Source organism: Pelomonas sp. Root1444, assembly GCF_001426885.1.
Taxonomy (GTDB): Bacteria; Pseudomonadota; Gammaproteobacteria; order Burkholderiales; family Burkholderiaceae_C; genus Pelomonas.
Genome location: NZ_LMFP01000033.1, coordinates 98,265 through 118,725, shown reverse-complemented (window position 1 = coordinate 118,725; position 20,461 = coordinate 98,265). Strand labels below are relative to the sequence as shown.

The window sequence follows — 20,461 nt, the reverse complement described above, 5'->3', positions numbered from 1 at the left end:
GCCCGATCAGGCCCCTTCCGCTCAGTACCGCAGCTCCAAGGTCATGACATCGTTCTCGCGGCGCATCTGGAAGCGGTTCAGAAAGCTGTTGCCCAGCAGCACGTGGCTCATCTGGCCGGGGATGACGATGGCCTCGACATTGCGGACCTGGACGTTGCCGATCTGAACGACCGCGAGATCGATCAGGTAGGCCGGCACGGTGCCGTTGGCGGTGTGCGTGACGATGCGCTTGCCGTAGAGATAGCGCAGGCCAAGCTTCTCGGCTTCGATCTGGCTGATGGCGATGGCGGTGGCGCCGGTGTCGACCAGGAAGCTCGTGACCTGGCCGTTGATCGTGCCGATGGTCGTGTAGTGGCCACCCGCGCCCATGGGCAGCGTGATCTGGCGCGGCGCCACGGCAGGCGCCACGATGCGCCCGGGGGCGGCGCCCAGCGCCAGCGTCTGGCGGCGGCCGCCAACCTCGACGACGGCCCGGCCGTCCTCCAGTGCCAACAGCCTGACGCCCTTGACGGACGCGCCCACCTCCACGGTGCGCGCCTCGCCGTCGATGACCAGCAAGGCCACGCGCGCGCCCAGCATGCCGTTGAGCTGCACCTGGGGCGGCGCGGCGGGCAGCGGCTGCGCCCCGGCGAGGCCGAAGCCCAGCAGCAGGAGCAGGGGCGCGAAGCGGCGCATCCCGTTCAGTCGCGGAAGTTGTTGTAGGTCAGCGGCGTGTCGCTGAAGCTCTTCTTCAGATGCGCGATGGCCGTCTGCAGGTCGTCGCGGTTCTTGCCCGTCACGCGCACGGCGTCGCCCTGGATGCTGGCCTGGACCTTGAGCTTGCTGTCCTTTAGCGACGTGACGATCTTCTTGGCGAGGGCGGCTTCGATGCCTTCCTTGATCTTGTAGACCTGGCGCACCTTGTCGCCGCCGAGCTTCTCGATCTTTTCGGCCTTGTCGAGGAAGCTGATGACGACGTCCTGCTTGGTCAGCTTGCCGTACAGCACGGCCTCGATCTGCTCCAGCTGGAACTCGCTGTCGCCGGTGGCGTGGATTTCCTTGTCTTTCAATTCGACCTTGGCGCTGGTGCCCTTGAAGTCGAAGCGGGTGCCGATTTCCTTGATGGCGTTGTCCACGCCGTTGCGGATCTTGACGTGGTCGGGCTCGAGAACGGTGTCGAAGCTGGGCATTTGCAGTCGGGGGGTAAAGGGTCTGCGAAAATTTTGCCGTTTGCGCTCCGCGCAAGACGTCCAAAAATTGTCCCATGTCCATGCCTTCACAGCCCCCCTCGAACGGAGTGCCCCAAGCGGTGCCGATTCCCCTTTCCATCGAGACGGACGTCAATCTCAAGCCCTACAACACCTTCGCGCTGCCTGCCGTGGCCAAGCGCCTGGTGCGCATCCGCGAGGCGGCGGACGTGCGCCGTGTCGTCGACCACCCGGAGCTGGGCCGGGCGCCCAAGTTCGTGCTGGGGGGCGGCAGCAACCTGGTGCTGACCAAGGACGTCGAGGCCGTCGTGCTGAAGGTGGAGATTGCTGGCATCCGACTGCTGGAGGAGCGCGACGACGCCTGGATCGTCGAGGCCGGCGCTGGCGTGGTCTGGCATGAGCTGGTGACCTGGACACTGGACCACGGCTTCCCAGGCCTGGAGAACATGGCGCTGATCCCGGGCACGGTGGGCGCGGCGCCGGTGCAGAACATCGGCGCCTATGGCATCGAGGTCAAGGACCGGCTGGAGGCGGTGGAGGTGATGGACCTCGTCACCGGCCGGCCGGCGCTGCTGCCGGCCGAGGTCTGCCGCTTCGGCTACCGGGACAGCGTGTTCAAGCACAGCGACTTCGGCGGGCTGGCGGGCAAGAGCGTCATCACGAAGGTGCGCTTTCGCCTGCCCAAGCCCTGGCAACCGGTGCTGGGTTACCTGGAGATCGAGCGCAAGATGGCCGAGACCGGCATCACGGCGCCGGATGCGCGGCAGATCTACGACTGGATCGTCGCCGTGCGCCGCGCCAAGCTGCCCGACCCGGCCGTCATCGGCAATGCCGGCAGCTTCTTCAAGAACCCCGTCGTCACGGCCGAGCAGTGCAAGGACATCATCGGCCGCGACCCCGGCATCGTGCACTACCCGATGCCCGACGGCAGCGTGAAGCTGGCCGCCGGCTGGATGATCGACGCCTGCGGCTGGAAGGGGAAGGCCGTGGGCGGCGCGGCGGTCTACGAGAAGCAGGCGCTGGTGCTCGTCAACAAGGGCGAGGCTCGTGGCGCCGAGGTCGTCACGCTGGCGCGGGCGATTCAGGAGAGCGTGTATGGACGTTTTGGCATCCGGCTGGAGCCGGAGCCGGTGGTGGTTTAAGCCCCGTCCGTCGGAATCGGTCGCGCGAGGGATCCAGGCGAGGAGAGCCATGAAACAAAAATCTGCGTTGGCTCTGTTGTTCGCCATGCGCCACGTCATTGGGGCGCTGATCGGCGTCGCCGTTGCCTGGGTGCCGGCAGTCCAAGCGCTTGACGCTTACACACCCATAGCACGCCACGGGGAATGCGGTTTCCTGTGCATCAACCTCGCGGTGGCCGGCTTCTGGGGCGTTATGGCCATCGGCAGCGCGGCGGCCATGTGGTTTGTTGCCGTCCAGACGATCCGCGGCCTTTGCAAGGAAGCGGAGCAGACTTTGGACTAGCCTTCCAGCTTCGGCAGCCCGCCGCCGGCCAGCAGGCCGGTGTCGGTGTAGATGCCCAGCTTGCCGCGGGTGTCGGTGATGTCCAGGTTGCGCATGGTCAGCTGGCCGATGCGGTCGGCGGGGCTGAAGGGCGCGTCCTCGACCTTTTCCATCGACAGGCGCTCGGGCGCATAGGTCAGGTTGGGGCTCTGGGTGTCGAGCAGCGAGTAGTCGTTGCCACGGCGCAGCTCGATCGCCACCTCGCCGGTGACGGCGCGGGCGATCCAGCGCTGCGCGGCTTCGCGCAGCATGATGGCCTGCGGGTCGAACCAGCGGCCCTGGTAGAGCAGGCGGCCCAGCTTGCGGCCGTTGTCGCGGTACTGCTCGATGGTGTCTTCGTTGTGGATGCCGGTGACCAGGCGCTCGTAGGCAATGTGCAGCAGCGCCAGGCCCGGCGCCTCGTAGATGCCGCGGCTCTTGGCCTCGATGATGCGGTTCTCGATCTGGTCGCTCATGCCCAGGCCATGGCGGCCACCGATCTTGTTGGCCTCGGCAAGCAGGGCCACCGGATCGCGGTACTCGACGCCGTTCAGAGCCACGGGCACGCCTTCCTCGAAGCGCACCGACACCTCCTCGGCCTTGACCACGACGTCCTCGCGCCAGAACGCCACGCCCATGATGGGGTTGACGATGCGGATGCCGCTGTTCAGGTGCTCCAGGTCCTTGGCCTCGTGCGTGGCGCCCAGCATGTTGGAGTCGGTGGAGTACGCCTTCTCGGCGCTCATCTTGTAGGCGAAGCCCTTCTCGGTCATGAAGGCCGACATCTCGGCGCGGCCGCCCAGTTCGTCGATGAAGGTCTGGTCCAGCCAGGGCTTGTAGATCTTCAGCGCCGGGTTGGTCAGCAGGCCGTAGCGGTAGAAGCGCTCGATGTCGTTGCCCTTGAAGGTGCTGCCGTCGCCCCAGATGTTGACGCCGTCGGCCTTCATCGCGGCCACCAGCATGGTGCCGGTCACGGCGCGGCCGATGGGCGTGGTGTTGAAGTAGGTGACCCCGGCGGTGCTGATGTGGAAGGCGCCGGCCTGCAGGGCGGCGATGCCTTCGGCCACGAGTTGGGCGCGGCAGTCCACCAGCACGGCCTTCTCGGCGCCGTAGAGCATGGCCTTGCGCGGGATCTCGTCGTAGTCGGGCTCGTCGGGCTGGCCGAGGTTGGCCGTGTAGGCATAGGGCAGGGCGCCCTTGAGCTTCATCCAGTGCAGCGCGGCCGAGGTGTCGAGGCCGCCGGAGAAGGCGATGCCGACCTTCTGGCCGACGGGAACGGATTGCAGGATCGTGGACATGTTGACGGTCTCTTCTTCAGGCGACGAGGTGTTGCCACTCGGGGTGGCGCTGGATGTAAGACTGGGCGTAGGTGCAGGCGGGCACGACCCGCAGGCCCTGAGCCTGCGCCCACCGCAGGCCGGCCTCGACGAGCTGCCCGGCCAGCCCCTGGCCTTGGTAGGCGGGCGGCACGCCGGTGTGCGTGAAAACAACCTGATCGCCGCTCAGGTCGTAGTCCAGCACGCTGACGGGCGTCGTGGGCAGCGTGAAGCGCTGATGCTCGGGTTCGTGGAAAGGGGTCATTCCGCGGCCGCCTTCAATGCGACGGGATGGATCTCGACCGAGGCGCTTGCCGTCGACACGTAGATGCTGCCGTCCTGGATGCTGATCTGCAGCTGCATGCTGCGCTCGGCCAGCGCCGCCAGCGCCTGGGACTGCTCGGCCGGGATCTGCCAGACCGCCAGGCGCGGTGCGCGGGTCAGCTTGTTCTCGATGCCGGCCCACCACACCGGCGTGCTGGACGCGAAGCTGTAGACGCTGACACAGCGGGCGCGGCCATGGGCCTTCATCAGCCGGCGCTCGTCGGGCTGGCCGAGGTCGATCCAGTGCTGTACCTCGCCCGTGAGGTCGAGCTGCCAGAGGTCGGGCTCGTCCACGTCGGACAGCCCCTTGGTGAATTCGAGCCGGCCGTTGTGGTCGTCGGCCGTCACGTTGAGGGCGTAGGCCAGCACGCGGATCATCATGCGCTCGTCGGTCTCGCTCGGGTGGCGGGCGATCGTCAGGGCATGGTCGCCGTAGACATGGCGGTCCATGTCGGCGATCTGGAGCTGGGCTTTGTGGATGGTGGCTTTGAGCGCCATGCGGGGAGGGCGGAGACCCCCTGTAACGAAGAGCAGCCGGCGATTATCGCGGTGAAGCCTCATGGCATCATTGCCGCCCTCCGTTCCGAACCTTCGCAACCCCGGGTTGCGCCCTCGTCATGAAACGCATTCTTCTTCCACTGGCCTTGGTCTTCTCCTTCTCCGCGCAGGCACAGGTCACGAACAATCCCAATGCCAAGGTCGACCCGAAGAACAACAAGGTCGCCAATCCGGTCGTCGAGAAGCCCAAGCCCAAGCTGATGACGCGCGAGCAGCTGCGCTCCTGCATCGACCAGCAGGAGGCCAACAGCAAGGAGGCGGCGGCCATCAAGACCGAGCAGGCCGCCTACAAGGCGAGCGCCGACCAGCTCAAGGCCGAGAAAGCCACCGTCGAAGCCGGCGAAGCCGCGCTGGCCAAGCAGATTGCCGACGTGAAGGCCGAAAAGGAAGGCATCCTGGCCGCCCACGCCGCGTTGACGGCCGAGGCGCCCAAGCTGGAGAAGGCTGAGCTCAAGGCCCGCAACGAGGCCTACCAGGCTCGCACGACCGCCTTCAACTCGATGTTCGAGGCCGTGAAGGCTGCCGACGCCGAGCAGGGCGCCAAGCGCAAGGCCTTCGGCGACAAGGTCGACGCGCTGGACGCCCAGTTCAAGGCCATCGAGGACCGCACCGAGAAGCACTTCGACGCCAACGACAAGTGGAAGGCCGAGTGCCAGAACAAGGCCTACGACGAAAACGACGAGAAGGCCATCCGCAAGGAAAAGGCTGCTGCCGCGAAGTGATCGCCGCCAGCCGCTGAACCGCTGACGACGGGCCGCTCCGGCAGGACGCGGCCCTTTTTCTTTTCCGCCATCGAAAGGCCCTCGCATGAGCACCAACCCGCTGCTGCAGGACTGGGCCGGCCCACACGGCCTGCCGCCCTTCGCCGACATCCATCCGGCGCATTTCCAGCCCGCCTTCGACACCGCCCTCGCCGAGCACCGCGCCGAGATTGACGCGATCGCGGCCCAGGCCGAGGCGCCGAGCTTTGCCAACACCGTGGCCGCCTTCGATGCCAGCGGCCGCCGGCTCACGCGGCTGGAGCACCTCTTCTACACGCTGGCGGCGTCGGCCACGTCGCCCGAGCTGCAGGCCGTGCAGCGCGCGCTGGCCGCGCCACTGGCCGCCCACAACAGCGCCGTCTACATGCACGCCGGCCTGTTTGCGCGCATCGAGGCGCTGTTCGAGCAGCGTGAACGCCTGGGCCTCGGCGCCGAGCAACGCCGGTTGCTGGAGCGCGTGCACCTGGACTTCTTGCGCGCCGGCGCCCGTCTGGCGCCCGAGGCCAAGGCGCGCTATGCCGCCGTCATGTCACGCCTGGCCGAGCTGAACACGCGCTTCGCGCAGAACGTGCTGGCGGCGGAGAACGGCTACCAGCTGCGCCTGGCCACCGAGGACGAGTTGGCCGGCCTGCCGGATTTCTTGCGAGCGGCGGCGCGCCAGGCGGCCGTGGACCGCGGGCTGGGCGAGGTGGACGGCGGGAGCGTCCATGTCATCACGCTGTCGCGCTCGCTGATCGTGCCCTTCCTGTCGTTCAGCGCGCGCCGCGACCTGCGTGAGCAGGCCTGGCGCGCCTGGGTGGGCCGCGGTGACGACACCGGCGCGACCGACAACCGCGCCATCTGCCGCGAGATCCTGGCGCTTCGTGCCGAGCAGGCCCGGCTGCACGGCCACGCCTGCTACGCCGACTACGCGCTGGAAGACACGATGGCGCGCAGCCAGGGTGCCGTCATGGGCCTGCTGGAGCGCGTCTGGCAACCGGCCCTGGCTGCGCAGGCGCGCGAGCGCGAGGCCGTGCAGGGCGCCATGGCCGCGGCCGGCGCCACGCATGCGCTGGCGCCCTGGGATTGGCGCTTCTACGCCGAGCAGGCCAAGCGCGCCCGCTTCGAGCTGGACGAGGCTGAGGTCAAACCCTATTTCTCGCTGGACCGCATGGTGGCGGCGATGTTCGACTGCGCCAGCCGCCTGTTCGGCCTGCAGTTCAAGGCGCGGCCCGACATCGCGGGCTATCACCCCGACGTGCGCGCCTACGAGGTGTTGGATGCGGCCGGTCGCTTGAGCGGCCTCTTCCTGCAGGACAACTTCGCCCGGCCGACCAAACGCAGCGGTGCGTGGATGAACGCGCTGCGCAACCAGAGCCGCGCGCTCGGCACCACGCCCGTCATCCTGAACAACAACAACTTCGCGCGCGGGGCGGCCGGCGAACCGACGCTGCTCAGCTTCGATGACGTGCGCACGCTGTTCCACGAATTCGGCCATGGCCTGCACGGCTTGCTGAGCGACGTCGAGCATGAGCGCCTGTCCGGCACGCAGGTGCTGCGCGATTTCGTCGAGCTGCCGTCCCAACTCTACGAACACTGGATGGCCGAACCGCAGGTGCTCAAGACCTTCGCGCGCCACTGGCAGACCGACGAGCCGCTGCCCGACGCGCTGCTGGCCAAGGTGCAGGCCGCGCGCCAGTTCGGACAGGGCTACGAGACGCTGCGCTACACCGCCAGCGCCCTCGTGGACATGGCGGCGCATGCGCTGCCCGAGGCGCCGGCGGACGTCGTTGCCTTCGAGGCCGAGACGCTGGCGCGCTGGAAGCTGCCGCCCGAAGTTGGCGTGAACCACCGGCTGACACACTTCCAGCACCTGTTCAGCAGTGCCGGCTATGCCGCGGGCTACTACGTCTACCTGTGGGCCGAGGTGCTGGACTGCGATGCCTTCGACGCGTTCGTCGAGGCCGGCGACGTCTTCGACGCCGGCGTGGCCGCGCGGCTGCGCGAGTGCATCTATTCGAGCGGCAACAGCCGCGAGCCGGGCGAGGCGTTCAGGGCCTTCCGGGGCCGCGACCCGGTCGTGGAGCCGATGCTCAAGGACCGCGGCCTGCTGGCCTAGGATTCAGGCCGCCGCCACAGCCAGATCGCCACGGCCGCCATCACGGCCGGCACGCCGATCCTGATGAATAGCGGCAGCGGCGTGAACTGCATCATCAGCGCGCTGCCGCACATCATGACCGTGGCGATCCACTTGGCCCGGCGCGGCACGGCGCCGCGTTCGCGCCAGGCGCGGATGTGGGGGCCGAAGTGCGCGTGATTGAGCAGCCAGGTCTCCAGCCGCGGCCAGCCCTTGCCGGCCGCCCAGGCGGCCACGAGCAGGAAGGGCACTGTCGGCATCACCGGCAGCACCGCGCCGATCACCGCCAGCACCAGGCTCAGCACCGCCAGAGCGCGCCACAGCAGCTGGATCAGCGCGCGGTGCATGGCTAACTCCGCTGGCGGCGGAGCCGGCCGGATTTCGCGGGCCGAGACCGGACGGCGGGCTTCATTTCAATCCGCCGCTGAGGAACTGCTGCAGCCGCTCGCACTGCGGGCGCAGCAGCATCTCCTTGGGGTTGCCCTCTTCCTCGACCTTGCCCTGGTGGAGGAACAGGCAGTGGTTGGACACCTCGCGCGCAAAACCCATCTCGTGCGTGACGACCACCATCGTGCGGCCCTCGCCCGCGAGGTCGCGCATCACCTTGAGCACCTCGCCGACCAGCTCCGGATCCAGCGCCGAGGTGGGCTCGTCGAACAGCATGACCTCGGGGTCGACGGCCAGCGCGCGGGCGATGGCCACGCGCTGCTGCTCGCCGCCCGACAGCTGCGCCGGGTAGACATGGGCGCGGTGCGACACGCCGACGCGCGCCAGCAGCGCCTGCGCGCGCTCGACGGCCTCGGCCTTGGGCTTGCCGAGCACGTGGATGGGCGCCTCGATGACGTTCTCCAGCACCGTCATGTGCGCCCACAGGTTGAAGTTCTGGAACACCATCGCCAGCCGGGCGCGCCAGCGCTGCAGCTGCTGGGTGTCCGCCGCCTTCAGGCTGCCGTCGCGGTCGCGCACCAGCTTGAGTGCCTCGCCGCCCAGGCTCATCTCGCCCTCGTGCGGCTGCTCCAGCAGGTTCAGGCAGCGCAGGAAGGTGCTCTTGCCCGAGCCCGACGAGCCGATCAGCGTGACGACGTCGCCCGCCTTGGCCGCGAAGCTGATGCCCTTGAGCACCTCGCGGTCGCCGAAGCGCTTGTGGATGTTGGTGGCTTGAAGCTGGATGTCATTCATCATCGGGTCAGGCCCCCAGCAGCTTGCCGGTGCGCAGCGCTTCGCGCCCCGCGACCTTGGCAATGCGCATGCCGGCGCTCGCGAAGCGCACGAAGTCGCGCGCGAAGAACAGGCCCTCGACGGGGCTCTTCAACTCGGTGACCTCGGCCGTGACGGGGTCGATGACCTGCGCCAGCACTTCACCGGCCTGCACCTCGGCCCCCACCTCTTTCAAAAACGTCAGCACGCCGGCCACCGGTGCCTTGATGGGCATGCTGCCGGCCAGCGGCCGGGCGTCGCCGACGGGGTCGGGCAGCGCGGGCTTGTCACCGGCGATGAGCCCCCGCCAGCGCAGGAAGTCGACGATGTGCTGCGCATCGGCCGCGGCCAGCTCGTGCGTCACGTCGACCGCGCCGCGCAGCTCCACCGTCACGGACAGGCAGGCCTGCGGGATGGGGAAGCGCAGGCCCTGGGCGTTGAAGTGCCGGTCCCACTTCCACCAGACCTGCGAGCAGGCCTCGTCGAACGGGTTGTCGCCCGAGTCCTGCGCCAGCAGCGCCACGCGCGAGCGCAGGAAGCGCGCCAGCGGTTCGCAGTCGGGCCAGCAGGGCGTCTCGGTGTAGAGGTGCATCAGCGCCTGGGCGTCGCAGTGCAGGTCCAGCACGATGTCGGCGTCGCAGGACAGGCCCAGCAGCGTGCGGCGCTGCGATTGCAGCTCGGTCTCGACCGGCGACGACAGCACCGCCGACTTCAGCGCACGCCGCAGCACGGCGACGTTGGCGGCGGCATCCAGTCCGAGCTCGGACTCGACGGCCTGCGCCACGTTGGCGATCTGGTCGGGGTAGTGGCGGTTGAAGTTCTCCCCCGTCGTCAGCTCGAAGCGGCCCTGGTGGCCGTGCATGACGAACTGGCTCAGGCCAATGGGGTTGGCCATGGGCACGAGGATGATCTCGCCGCTGATCTGGCCCGCCGCGTCCAGCTCATCGAGCAGGCGGCGCAGATGGTGGGCGACCAGCATGCCGGGCAGTTCGTCGGCATGCAGCGAGGCCTGGATGTAGGCCTTCTGCCCGCCGCTGGACTGGGCATCGGGGCCGTAGTGCAGCGAGACCAGTTCACGCTGCGTGCCGGGGGCGGGCGAGAGGAGAGGATGACGGACGGTGTGCATGGTCTTGACCGCTCTAGCGGCTCATCATGGGTTTCAGCCAGCGTGCCTCGGCCCAGCGGAACAGGCCGACGAGGCCCAGCGTGAGGACGAAGTAGAAGGCGCCAGCGGTGATGAAGGCTTCGAAGGGCAGGTAGTACTTGGCATTGACGGCGCGGGCGGCGCCGGTGAGGTCCAGCAGCGTGACGACGCTGGCCAGCGAGGTGCCGTGCAACATGAAGATGGCTTCGTTGCCATAGGCCGGCAGCGCGCGGCGCAGCGCCGCCGGCAGCACGATGCGGCGCAGCAGCAGGCCGCGGCCCATGCCCAGCGCCTTGGCGGCCTCGATCTCGCCGGCCGGCAGTGCGCGGATGCTGCCCGCGATGATCTCGGTCGTGTAGGCGGCGGTGTTGAGCGTGAAGGTCAGCCAGGCGCAGAAGGTGGCCGACGACAGCCACGGCCAGGCCCAGCTGTCGCGCACGGCGTCGAACTGTGCCAGGCCGTAGTAGCAGAGGAACAGCTGCACCAGCATCGGCGTGCCGCGGAACACATAGGTGTAGGCCCAGACCGCGCGCGACGGCCAGCCCCTGGAGACGGTGCGCACCAGCGCCAGCGGCACGGCCGCCAGCAGGCCGCAGGCCAGCGACAACGCCAGCAGCTTGAGCGTGACGGCCAGGCCCGACAGGTACATCGGGAAGTTCTCGACGATAGCCTCGAAGTTCACAGCCGGCCCTCCCTGACCCCGATGGCCAGGCGCTTGTTCGCCCAGCTGAACGCGAGTTCCGACACGCTGGTGAAGACCAGATAGATCAGCGCCACGGCGAGATAGAAGCTGAACGGCTCGCGCGTGTTGCCCGCCGCCTGCTGGCCGCGCGTCATCAGGTCTGACAGGCCGATGACCGACACGATGGCCGTGCTCTTGATGAGCACCAGCCAGTTGTTGGACAGCCCCGGCAGCGCATGGCGCAGCATCTGCGGCAGCGTGATGCGCCACAGCACCTGTGGCCGGCTCATGCCGTAGGCCAGGCCGGCCTCGCGCTGCCCCGGCGGCACGGCCAAGAAGGCGCCACGGAAGGCCTCGGTCAGGTAGGCGCCGAAGATGAAACCGATGGTCAGCACGCCGGCCACGAAGGGGTCGATGTCGATGTAGTCCTCATGGCCAAGCATGGGCGCCACGGTGTTGACGGCGACCTGGCCGCCGTAGAAGACGAGCAGCATCAGCACCAGGTCGGGCACGCCGCGGATCAGCGTCGTGTAGGTGCCCGCGATGGCGCGCGCGATGCGCGACCGGGAGAGCTTGGCGAGGGCGCCGGCCAGGCCGAGCGTCGCGGCCACGGCGAGCGACGACAGCGCCACGCCCAGCGTGACGGCGGCGCCTTCGAGCAGGCTGGGAAGGAATCCGTGCAGCATTCAGTGGTCCAAGGGTTCCGGGCCGAGCGCCGGGCCGCTCCCAAGCCGGCCCGTCAGGCGATGTGCGGGCCGGTCGATCCGGCGCGCATCGCCGTCCCCACGGGGGACCGACCGGATTCGCTCGCGTTCAGCGAAGCGAGGTTGGGCGAGGGGTGGTGTCATCTCAGCGCGGCGGGCTGACGAGGTCGAAACTGAAATAGCGGTCGTTCAGCGCCTTGAGGTCGCCGCTGCTGCGCAGTGCTGCGAGCGCCTCGTCGAAGCGACGGCCCAGCGTCGCGGCATCCGCCTGGCGCAGGCCCACGCCGATGCCCTTGCCGTAGTAGCGCGCATCGCGGCCGAAGTCGGGGCCCGCAAAGGCGAAGCCGCGGCCGTCGGCATGGTTGAGGAAGCCGAACTGTGCGATGACGGCGTCCACCAGCGTCGCATCCAGGCGGCCTGACTTGAGATCCAGGAAGGCCTGGTCCTGCGTCGCGTAACGCAGCACCTGGCTGCCCTTGAACTGCTCGGCCAGGAAGCGCTCATGGATGGTCCCGCGCTCCACGCCGATGCGCCGGCCCTTCATGCCGGCAGGGCTCACGTCGAGCTTGGCGTCGCTGCGCATGACCATGCGGGCCGGCGAGAAGTAGTAGGGCGCCGAGAAGGCGATGAGCTGCTGGCGCTCCGGCGTGATCGACATCGAGGCCATGATGGCGTCGATCTTGCGCGTCTGCAGCGCCGGGATCAGGCCGTCGAAATCCAGGATGACCTGGGTGAACGGCAGGCCCATGCGCCTGCTCAGCGCCTGGGCGACGTCGACCTCGAAGCCCTTCAACTGGCCGTCGCTGCCGACTTCGCTGAAGGGCGCGTAGCCGACCGCGAAGCCGATGCGCAGGCGCTGTGGCGCCTGGGCGCCAGCGGCAGCCGCCCAGGCGAGGCCGGCTGCCAGGGCGGTGCGGCGTCGCATCACTTCGTGCGCGGTGCGATGTCGTAGTCGAAGTACCTGTCCGCCAGCTTCTTGAACGTGCCGTTGGCCTGCAGCGCGTCGATGGCGGCGTTGAACTTCTTGCCCAGTGTGGCCTCGTCGGCCTTGCGCATGCCGACGCCGGTGCCGACGCCGAAGATCTTGTCGTCGTTGATGGGGCCGCCGGAGAAGGCGAAGCCCTTGCCCTCGGGCTTCTTCAGGAAGCCGAAGTCGCCGGCCGGCGAGTCCATCAGCGTCGCGTCGATGCGGCCGCTCTTCAGGTCTAGGAAGACCTGGTCCTGGCTGCCGTAGCGCACGATCTCGCTCTGCGTGAAGGTCTTGGCGGCATAGGTCTCGTGCGTCGTGCCGCGCTGCACGCCGATCTTCTTGCCTTTCAGGCCCGCGGCCGTCGGCTCCAGCTTCGCGCCGGTCTTGGCGATCAGGCGTGCCGGGGTGTTGTAGTACGGCTTGGAGAAGGCGATCACCTTCTGGCGCTCCTCGGTGATGGAGACGCTGGCGAAGATGGCGTCCACCTTGCGCGACTGCAGCGCCGGGATCAGGCCGTCGAAGTCCTGCTGCACCAGCGTGCACTGGGCCTTCATCTCGGCGCAGTACGCCTGCACCAGCTCGATCTCGAATCCCTTCAACTTGCCGTCGGGGCCGATCTCGGAGAAGGGCGGATAGGCGCCTTCGACGCCGATGCGCAGCTTCTTCCATTCGGGGGCTTGCGCCTGGGCGAGCGACGCGGCCAGCGCGAGGGTGAGCAGGGCGGTTTTCTTCATGTCAGACCTCATGGGTGGGACGGTATTCAGCGTGCGACCTCGGGTAGCCAGTCGCGCAAGGCCGCAAGGGTAGCAGCCGGGTCTTCCTCCTGCGGCACATGGCCCAGCTTCGGGAAAACCACCAGCCGGCTGCCGGGGATGGCTTTGTGGAAGGCCTCGCCCCAGCGTGGCGGGATCAGCCGGTCCTTGCCGCCCCAGAGGATGAGCGTGGGCACCTTGATCTCCGCCAGCCGCTCGACCGGGCCGGGTGCCAGCTGGTCCATGCGCTGCATCAGCGCGACACGGTTGCCTTCGCGCAGCGTCAATTCGTAGTAGCGGTCCACCACCTCGGCGGTGATGCGGCCCGGGTCGCCGTAGACGCTGACGACGCTGTCCTCGATGGCGCGGCGCGGCAGCACCCAGCGCATGCCCTCGCGCAGCATCGGGATGCGGGCGACGCGAAAGCCCAGCGGCAGGTCCTCGGGCACGAAGTCATAACCCGCCGCATCGACGAGGACGAGGCCGGCCACCCGCCCTGGCTCGGCCAGTGCGAGCTGCCAGGCGATCTCGCCGCCCAGCGAATTGCCCACCACGATGGCGCGGCCCACGCCCAGGCGGGCCAGCAGGGCGCGCACGAAAGCCACGTAGCGGGCGTCGCTGTAGTCGCCCTCCGCGTTGGGTCCCGTCAGGCCGAAGCCCGGCAGGTCGAAGCTGATGACGCGGCGCGTGGCGCCGAGCTGCGCGGCCCAGCCCTCCCAGGTGTGCAGGCTGGCGCTGGTGCCGTGGATGAGCACCAGCGGCAGCGGGTCGCTGGCCTGGCCCTGGTCGCGCACGTGGACGAGCATGCCGTCCAGCTCGACGAAGTCCGACGGCGGCGGCGCCCAGCGCGGCACCAGGCTTTCCAGCGAGCGGTCCGGCGCCTTGCTGACCGCAAAGCCGAGCGTGGCCAGCATCAGCAGGATGCCAACGACCTTCAGGGCCCAGTCGCCGAAACGGTTCATCGCGCGGGACTGAGGTCGGCCTGCAAGGCCTCGCGCTCGTCGAAGACGAAGCAGCTGCCGTGGTAATGCTTGCCGCCGGTGTCCTCGAAGTACTTCAGGATGCCGCCATCCAGCTGCCAGGCCGTCAGGCCCTGGGCCTCCAGCACCATCGCGGCCTTCTCGCAGCGGATGCCGCCGGTGCAGTAGCTCACCACGGTCTTGCCGGCCAGTTCGCCCCTGTGCGCGGCCAGCGCAGCGGGAAAGTCACTGAACTTGTGCAGCCGCCAGTCGACGGCGCCGTCGAACGCGCCATGGTCGACCTCGAAGCCGTTGCGCGTGTCCAGCATGACGATCTCGCGGCCGGCGTCGTCATGCCCCTGGTCCAGCCAGCGCGCCAGCGTCGCAGGGGCCAGCGCGGGTGCGCGCGGCGCCTTGTCGGGGCGGACGGTGGGAAGGTTCATGCGGATGATCTCGGGCTTGACCTTGACCTTCAGGCGCTGGAAGGGTTGGGTCTCGCTCCAGCTCTCCTTGGGCGTCAGCGCCTTGAGCCGCGTATCGGCGCGAAGCTCGTCCACCCAGGTGCGCACCGCCTCGGGCAGGCCGGCCAGGAAGAGGTTGATGCCTTCCTCGGCGATCAGCACGGTGCCTTTCAAGCCCAGCGCATCGGCACGGGCGTGCAGGCGGTCACGCAGGGCCGCCGCGTCGGGCAGCGAGACGAACAGGTAGCAGGAGATGTTGAGGATGGGGCCGGTCTGCATAGCAGCGGCGGATTATCGGCGCCTCAATCTGCCCAGCGGGAGGCGATGCCGCGCACCTCGTCCAGGCAGGCGTCCAGCGCCTCGACCACGCGCGGGTCGAAGTGGCTGCCGCTGCCGTTGCGGATGAAGGCCAGCGCCTCGTCGTGGCTCATGGCCGTCTTGTAGGGCCGCACGCTGATCAGCGCGTCATAGACATCGGCGACAGCCATCAGCCGGGCCGACAGCGGGATGGCGTGGCCCGTCAGGCCGTCGGGATAGCCGCTGCCGTCCCACTTCTCGTGGTGGTGGCGGGCGATCTGCTTGCCGTAGGTCAGCATCAGGCCGGCGTCGTCGCCGAGCTTGTCGATGGCGCGCTGCAGCAGGTCGCCGCCCTGCTCGGCATGCGTCTTCATGATGATCCACTCCTCCTGCGTCAGCTTGCCCGGCTTGAGCAGGATGCCGTCGGGGATGGCCACCTTGCCGATGTCGTGCAGCGGCGCCGCCTTGGCCAGCTCGTCGATGGCCGCCTCGGTCAGCTCGACGGGGCCGTCAGGCTGGGCGGCGATCCAGCGCGCCAGCGTGCGCACGTACTCCTGCGTGCGCTGGATGTGGTTGCCGGTGTCGGCGTCGCGGAACTCGGCCAGGCTCACCATCACGAACAGCGTCGTGTCGCGCAGGCGTTCCACTTCGCGCCGACGCGCCTCCAGCTCGCCGCTGAGCTGCGCGTTGTGGCGCAGCAGGTGGTCCTCGGCCAGCTTGAGCTGCAGGTGGGTTTGCACGCGCGCCAGCACGGTGGCGGGGTTGAACGGCTTGTGGATGAAATCGGCGCCGCCGACCTCGAAGCCGGCGCTCTCGTCCTCGGTGCGCGTCAGCGCGGTCAGGAAAATCACCGGCACGCGGCGCGTCGCCGGGGCGGCCTTGAGCTGGCGGCAGACCTCGTAGCCGTCCAGCTCCGGCATCATCACGTCGAGCACGATCAGGTCGGGCGGCTGGCGGCGGCAGATCTCCAGCGCCTTGGCGCCGCTGACAGCCAGCTGCACCCGGTAGTGGGGCTTGAGCACCTGGGCCAGCAGCGTGAGGTTGGCCGGCGTGTCGTCGACGACGAGGACGGTGGCCTGGGGTGACACGGCGAAGATTTCGGGTGGCGTCATGGTTTCTTGCTCTCCCCGCGCAGTGCGGCCTGGGCCTCGTCGAAATCGAAGCGCTGCATCGCCCCGGCCAGCGCCTTGGCGCGCCGCGCCGGCAGCATGTCGATGAAGGCAGACTCGTGCTGCTCCCACAGCGAGAGCGCATCACTGTCGGCGTCGCTGAGCAGGCTGTCCAGCTCGGTGATCAGCGCGGCCGGGTCGGTGGCGGGCGCGCCGGTGTCCAGCGGCGCGGGGGGCGGCGCCTCGGCGGGCAGTGGGCGCTCCAGGTCCAGCAGGCGGCGTAGCGTGTGCGGCAGCAGCGGCTTGGCGCACAAGGCCTGCGCGCCCTGGCGCAGCGCGCGCTCGCGCAGCACCGGCGTGTCGAAGGCGCTCAGCAGCACGATGCGCTGCGCCCGCGGCGGCCCCGCGTCGACGAGCCGGGCAAGCAGCTGGCTGCCCTCCATGTCGGGCAGCACCCAGTCGACGATGAGCAGGTCGTGCGGTTGACTGGCCGGCGTGCGGCGCAGGCGCTCCAGCGCCTGGCTGCCCTGGGTCAGCACCTCGACACCGGCCGTCGGCGCCAGCGCCTTGACGAGGCCGATCAGGCCCTCATGGCCGGCGCTGTGCGGTGCCTGCACCAGCAGGACGCTGCGCGGCTGGGCCAGCGGCGGCAGCGGCAGCTCGGGGCAGGGCGGCAACGGCAGCACCAGCTCGAACTCGCTGCCGCGGCCCGGCGTGCTGCGGGCGGTCAGCGAGCCGCCCATGCGCTCGGCCAGCGCGCGGCAGATGGCCAGGCCCAGGCCCGTGCCGCCAAAGCGCCGCGTGGCACCCGCCTCGGCCTGGGCAAAAGGGGTGAACAGCCGCGACAGCTGCTCGGCGGACAAGCCCAGGCCGCTGTCACGCACGCACAGCCGCCAGGCGCCCTCCGCGTCCAGCGCGGCGGTCAGCTTCACCTGCCCCGCGGGCGTGAACTTGACGGCGTTGACGAGCAGCTCGGTGATGAGCTGGGCCAGCCGGGCGGCATCGCCGCGGCGCACGCCGGCGGGGCCGAGCAGCGCGGGCGAGGCGATGTCGCACAGCAGCTCCAGCTGCTTGGCCTGCGCGGAGGGCCGCACGGCGTCGAAGGCGCTGCCCAGCAGCAGCTCCAGGCGCAGCGGTTCCGCGGCCAGCTGCAGGCGGCCGGCATCGAGGTCGGCGTAGTCCAGCAGGCCGTCGATGAGCTTGACCAGCGCTTCGCCGGCGCGCACCACCTCATGCAGCTGGCCACGCTGGCTGGCGGTCAGCCGGTCGGTCAACAGCAGCCGGGCCTGGCCCAGCACGGTGTTCATCGGCGTGCGGATCTCGTGGCCGATGTTGGCGAGGAAGTCGGACTTGGCGCGCGACGCCGCCTCGGCCGCGGCGCGCGAGCGCTCCAGCTCGGCCAGGCGGGCGTTGACGAGGTCGGCCGCGGTGGCCAGGCCGCTGGGCGTTGGCGCCAGCTGGGTGAGCCGCGCGAGCTGGCGCGACAGGCCCCACAGCGCCAGGCAGAACATCGTCTGGCACAGCGCCAGGTTGGCCAGCAGCGGCCAGGCGCCGACCAGCCAGTCCGGCGGCTGGCCGGCAAAGCGCAGCAGCGTGGGCGGCGCCAGCATCAGCGCCAGCAGGCCGAGCGAAATCTGCAGCGCCTGGCCGGCGCGCCAGGTCGTGAACAGCAGCAGGCTGCCGCCCAGCGTCCATGGCGCGAAGCTGCCGAGCGTGTACAGGCTGGGCCCGGGGTCCGGGCGCAGCGTGAAGGCCAGCATGCCCAGGCTGAAATACAACGCCAGCAGCGTGACGCCCCAGCGCTGCCAGCGCCGCAGCCGCTGCGGCTGGCGCCAGGTCAGCACCCCCAGCACCGAGAAGGCCACGGCGATGCAGGGATAGGCGACGCGGTCGTTGGGGTCGATGACGCCCAGCGCCGTTTCGCTGCCCCAGGCGAGCAGCGCCGACGCGACGATGAGGGCGAACAGCCAGCGCGTGCCGACCGGCCCGAGCATGACGATGGTGGGCCGGGTCATCAGTCACCGCCCTTCAGCGCGAGGACGGCGGCGTCGAAATCCAGCGCCGCCAGCGCCTGCTCGACGCGCTGCCGCGTCGCCGCATCCAGCGCGGCGTGCCGGCCATGGGCCTGCCACCAGTCCAGCGCCCGGCTGTCGCTCTGGCTCAGCAGCTGGCGCAGGTCGGCGAGGTCGCCAGCGCCCTGCGCCGTGGGCGCCTCGTCGGTGGCGGGCCGGGACAGCGCCTCGCGGATCTCACTCAGCAGCGTCGCCAGCGCCGCGTCGACACGGGCCAGCTGACCGCCCGCCGCGGCGGCGTCGCTGGCGGCGGCGCTGTGCTCCAGCGCCAGCGCCATGCGGTGCAGCGACCGCGCGCCCAGCGTCGCGGCCAGGCCTTGCAATGTGTGCGCGGCGCGGCGCAGCTCGGCCCATTCGCCGTTCGCCAGCCAGCCCGGCCAGGCCGCCAGCCCGCCGGCGTACTGATCGGCGAAGCCCTGCAGCGTACGGCGGTACAGCGCCGCCTGGCCGTCGAACTGGCGCAGCCCGGCGCCGATGTCCAGCACCGGTTGGGCCGGGGCGGGCGCCGGTGGCGGGCGGTAGTGCTGCAGTTCGCGCACCAGGCGCGCGACGTCCAGAGGCTTGGGAATGTGGCCCTGCATGCCCGCAGCCAGGCATTGGGCGCGCTCCTCGGCCAGCGCGTGGGCCGTCATGGCCAGCACGGGCAAGGTCTCGAAGCCCGGCAGCTCGCGCAGGCGCCGCGTGGCACTCAAGCCGTCCAGCACCGGCATCTGCAGGTCCATCAGCACCAGGTCGTAGGCGCCGGGACCGGCGGCCAGCAGCTTGTCCAGCCCTTCCTGGCCGTTGCCGGCCACGTCGACGACGGCACCCCGGCTGCTCAGCAGGCGCAGGGCGATCTCCTGGTTGATGGGATGGTCCTCCACCAGCAGCACGCGCAGGCCGGCCAGCGACTGGGTGTCGACGGTCGCGGCCCGCCCGCCGGCCGATTCGCCGAGCAGGCGGCGCAGCTCGCCCGGCAGCGGCGGCCGGGGGCAGACGGCGCGCGCGCCGAAGGCCCGCGCCTGGGCCGAGCCGTCGTCCTGCCCCGACGGGCCCAGCACGGCGACGCGCAGCGCGGGGTGGTCGCGGCGCAGCCGGGCCAGCAGCTCCGCGCCCGTCGGGCCGGGGCCGGGGAGATGCCAGTCGAGCAGCAGCCAGTCGAAAGGGCGGCCGGCCTCGCGCGCGGTGGCCAGCGCGCCCAGCATGCTCGCGACATCGGCGCTGGCGGCCAGGTGCTCGCCCAGGCCCAGGTGGCGCAGCAGCGCCAGCGTCGCTTCGCGGCTGGCGGGGTGGGCGTCGGCGAGCAGCAGCGGCCGGGGCTTCAGCGCGGCCGGGGCCGGGGCCGCGGCGGCATCGACGGGCAGCGCAAGCCGGATCTCGAAGCTGGTGCCGTGCCCGGGCTGGCTCTGCACCTCCAGGCTGCCGCCCATCAGCTCGACGAGGCGGCGCGTGATGGCCAGCCCCAGGCCCGGGTCGCCATGGCGGCGCGGGATGGTGGCGTCGCCCGGCGTGAACTCGCGAAACAGCCCGGCCAGTTGCTCGGCGCCCATGCCGACGCCGCTGTCCTGCACGGTGAGCAGCAGCGGCACGCGGCCCTGCGTGTCGGTCGGCGCGGCCGCCAGGCGCAGCAGCACCTGGCCGGCGGGCGTGAACTTGAGGGCGTTGGACAGCAGGTTGACGAGCACCTGCTGCAGGCGCAGCGCATCGCCCAGCAGCCTGCCGCGCCCGTCGAGCAGGCTGGCGTCGGCCCAGTCGCAGACCAGCGCGACGGCCGGGTTGGCATGCAGCGGCCGCACCCGCTCGACGGCATGCGCGACGACCTCCTCCAACTGCAGCGGCTGCGACGCCATCTGCATGTGGCCGGCCTCGATCTTGGCGACATCCAGCGCGTCGTCGATGAGCCCCAGCAGCGTGCGTGACGCGGCGTCGGCCTTGGTCAGCAGGTCGCGCTGCTCGGTCGTCAGCGGCGTCTGCAGGGCCAGCTGGGTCATGCCCATGATGGCGTTCATGGGCGTGCGGATCTCGTGGCTGATCTGCGCCAGGAAGCGCGTCTTGGCTTCGGTGGCGGCCTGGTGGGCCGACTTCGTGCGGCGGCGCAGCGCGAGCGCGCACAGCGCCGGCAGGGGCAGCAGCAGCAGGTTGAGGGCCAGCGCGGCGTCGATTGCGCCGCCGGCGCCGGCGCGCAGGCTCAGGAGCAGGGCCAGCAGCGCCGACAGCGCCGCCATGGCCAGCCAGAGGAGTGCGAGCGTGAGCGTGCGCGGGGGCATGGGCGGTCGCATGAAGCCGGCCGATTATGGGTGGCCGCCAGGCATCAAATGTGCGACGGAATGCACGTTCGAGGCCTGGGGAAAGCCCCGGGCCGGGCGCCTGCGCGTCAGCGGGGACCGCGGG

21 protein-coding genes are annotated in these 20,461 nt (G+C 70.1%); 4 read left to right on the top strand and 17 right to left on the bottom strand.

The window, feature by feature from the left end; translation table 11 throughout:
* Positions 1-21: 21 nt before the first annotated feature.
* Together ASD35_RS26000 and ASD35_RS25995 are read right to left on the bottom strand one after the other, a co-directional pair.
* Positions 22-675 (bottom strand): TIGR02281 family clan AA aspartic protease, encoded by a 654-nt coding sequence (locus tag ASD35_RS26000; protein ID WP_056877864.1) that lies wholly within the window; start codon positions 673-675, stop codon positions 22-24.
* Positions 676-680: 5 nt separating this feature from the next.
* A complete protein-coding gene (locus ASD35_RS25995) occupies positions 681-1,169 on the bottom strand; it encodes a YajQ family cyclic di-GMP-binding protein (protein ID WP_056877863.1) in 489 nt (162 codons plus the stop codon).
* Between the two features lie 74 nt (positions 1,170-1,243).
* Between ASD35_RS25995 and murB the strand changes: the two genes are divergently transcribed.
* Together murB and ASD35_RS25985 are read left to right on the top strand one after the other, a co-directional pair.
* On the top strand, positions 1,244-2,329 hold the full coding sequence (gene murB, locus ASD35_RS25990) for a UDP-N-acetylmuramate dehydrogenase (RefSeq protein ID WP_369819246.1): 1,086 nt from the start codon (positions 1,244-1,246) through the stop codon (positions 2,327-2,329).
* A 49-nt stretch (positions 2,330-2,378) separates the two neighbouring features.
* Complete coding sequence (locus ASD35_RS25985) at positions 2,379-2,651, top strand: hypothetical protein (RefSeq protein WP_157275783.1); 273 nt, start codon at positions 2,379-2,381, stop codon at positions 2,649-2,651.
* Here ASD35_RS25985 and argG read toward each other — a convergent pair.
* The 3 genes from argG to ASD35_RS25970 are packed head-to-tail and all read right to left on the bottom strand — an operon-like array spanning position 2,648 to position 4,807.
* Positions 2,648-3,967: an argininosuccinate synthase gene (gene argG, locus ASD35_RS25980; RefSeq protein WP_056877861.1), complete on the bottom strand. Its 1,320-nt coding sequence runs from the start codon at positions 3,965-3,967 to the stop codon at positions 2,648-2,650. The two genes, ASD35_RS25985 and argG, sit on opposite strands and share 4 nt — an antisense overlap.
* Before the next feature lie 16 nt (positions 3,968-3,983).
* Positions 3,984-4,250 carry a GNAT family N-acetyltransferase gene (locus ASD35_RS25975; RefSeq protein WP_056877860.1) on the bottom strand — a complete coding sequence of 89 codons (267 nt, stop codon included), beginning with the start codon at positions 4,248-4,250 and terminating at the stop codon, positions 3,984-3,986.
* The gene (locus tag ASD35_RS25970) at positions 4,247-4,807 is read right to left on the bottom strand and encodes a YaeQ family protein (protein WP_056877859.1); all 561 of its coding nucleotides are present in this window, start codon (positions 4,805-4,807) and stop codon (positions 4,247-4,249) included. The genes ASD35_RS25975 and ASD35_RS25970 overlap by 4 nt, the downstream gene beginning before the upstream one ends.
* 119 nt (positions 4,808-4,926) lie before the next feature.
* Between ASD35_RS25970 and ASD35_RS25965 the strand changes: the two genes are divergently transcribed.
* Both ASD35_RS25965 and ASD35_RS25960 read left to right on the top strand, forming a co-directional pair.
* Complete coding sequence (locus tag ASD35_RS25965) at positions 4,927-5,589, top strand: hypothetical protein (protein ID WP_157275782.1); 663 nt, start codon at positions 4,927-4,929, stop codon at positions 5,587-5,589.
* Between the two features lie 85 nt (positions 5,590-5,674).
* The gene (locus ASD35_RS25960; protein ID WP_056877857.1) at positions 5,675-7,726 is read left to right on the top strand and encodes a M3 family metallopeptidase; all 2,052 of its coding nucleotides are present in this window, start codon (positions 5,675-5,677) and stop codon (positions 7,724-7,726) included.
* On the opposite strand, the gene ASD35_RS25955 is transcribed toward ASD35_RS25960, so the two are convergent.
* The 12 genes from ASD35_RS25955 to ASD35_RS25900 form a co-directional block, all read right to left on the bottom strand.
* Positions 7,723-8,091, bottom strand: coding sequence for a YbaN family protein (locus tag ASD35_RS25955; protein ID WP_056877856.1), 369 nt, complete (start codon positions 8,089-8,091; stop codon positions 7,723-7,725). The two genes, ASD35_RS25960 and ASD35_RS25955, sit on opposite strands and share 4 nt — an antisense overlap.
* Positions 8,092-8,152: 61 nt before the next feature.
* Positions 8,153-8,923, bottom strand: coding sequence for an ABC transporter ATP-binding protein (locus tag ASD35_RS25950; RefSeq protein ID WP_056877925.1), 771 nt, complete (start codon positions 8,921-8,923; stop codon positions 8,153-8,155).
* A 7-nt stretch (positions 8,924-8,930) separates the two neighbouring features.
* Complete coding sequence (locus ASD35_RS25945) at positions 8,931-10,067, bottom strand: succinylglutamate desuccinylase/aspartoacylase family protein (RefSeq protein WP_056877855.1); 1,137 nt, start codon at positions 10,065-10,067, stop codon at positions 8,931-8,933.
* Positions 10,068-10,080: 13 nt separating this feature from the next.
* A complete protein-coding gene (locus tag ASD35_RS25940) occupies positions 10,081-10,767 on the bottom strand; it encodes an ABC transporter permease (protein WP_235538467.1) in 687 nt (228 codons plus the stop codon).
* Entirely contained in the window at positions 10,764-11,453 is a 690-nt protein-coding gene (locus ASD35_RS25935) for an ABC transporter permease (RefSeq protein ID WP_056877854.1), read from the bottom strand. Before ASD35_RS25935 ends, ASD35_RS25940 begins: the two co-directional genes overlap by 4 nt.
* 163 nt (positions 11,454-11,616) lie before the next feature.
* On the bottom strand, positions 11,617-12,396 hold the full coding sequence (locus tag ASD35_RS25930; protein WP_056877853.1) for a transporter substrate-binding domain-containing protein: 780 nt from the start codon (positions 12,394-12,396) through the stop codon (positions 11,617-11,619).
* Positions 12,396-13,175, bottom strand: a complete 780-nt coding sequence (locus tag ASD35_RS25925; protein WP_056877852.1) for an ABC transporter substrate-binding protein — start codon at positions 13,173-13,175, stop codon at positions 12,396-12,398. The genes ASD35_RS25930 and ASD35_RS25925 overlap by 1 nt, the downstream gene beginning before the upstream one ends.
* A 26-nt stretch (positions 13,176-13,201) precedes the next feature.
* The gene (locus ASD35_RS25920) at positions 13,202-14,155 is read right to left on the bottom strand and encodes an alpha/beta fold hydrolase (RefSeq protein ID WP_056877851.1); all 954 of its coding nucleotides are present in this window, start codon (positions 14,153-14,155) and stop codon (positions 13,202-13,204) included.
* Positions 14,152-14,892, bottom strand: a complete 741-nt coding sequence (locus ASD35_RS25915; protein ID WP_056877850.1) for a sulfurtransferase — start codon at positions 14,890-14,892, stop codon at positions 14,152-14,154. The genes ASD35_RS25920 and ASD35_RS25915 overlap by 4 nt, the downstream gene beginning before the upstream one ends.
* A 23-nt stretch (positions 14,893-14,915) precedes the next feature.
* Positions 14,916-16,022 carry an HD-GYP domain-containing protein gene (locus ASD35_RS25910; RefSeq protein WP_056877849.1) on the bottom strand — a complete coding sequence of 369 codons (1,107 nt, stop codon included), beginning with the start codon at positions 16,020-16,022 and terminating at the stop codon, positions 14,916-14,918.
* Positions 16,019-18,034 (bottom strand): ATP-binding protein, encoded by a 2,016-nt coding sequence (locus tag ASD35_RS25905; RefSeq protein WP_056877848.1) that lies wholly within the window; start codon positions 18,032-18,034, stop codon positions 16,019-16,021. The genes ASD35_RS25910 and ASD35_RS25905 overlap by 4 nt, the downstream gene beginning before the upstream one ends.
* Positions 18,034-20,337 carry a hybrid sensor histidine kinase/response regulator gene (locus ASD35_RS25900; protein WP_056877847.1) on the bottom strand — a complete coding sequence of 768 codons (2,304 nt, stop codon included), beginning with the start codon at positions 20,335-20,337 and terminating at the stop codon, positions 18,034-18,036. Before ASD35_RS25900 ends, ASD35_RS25905 begins: the two co-directional genes overlap by 1 nt.
* Positions 20,338-20,461: the final 124 nt, after the last annotated feature.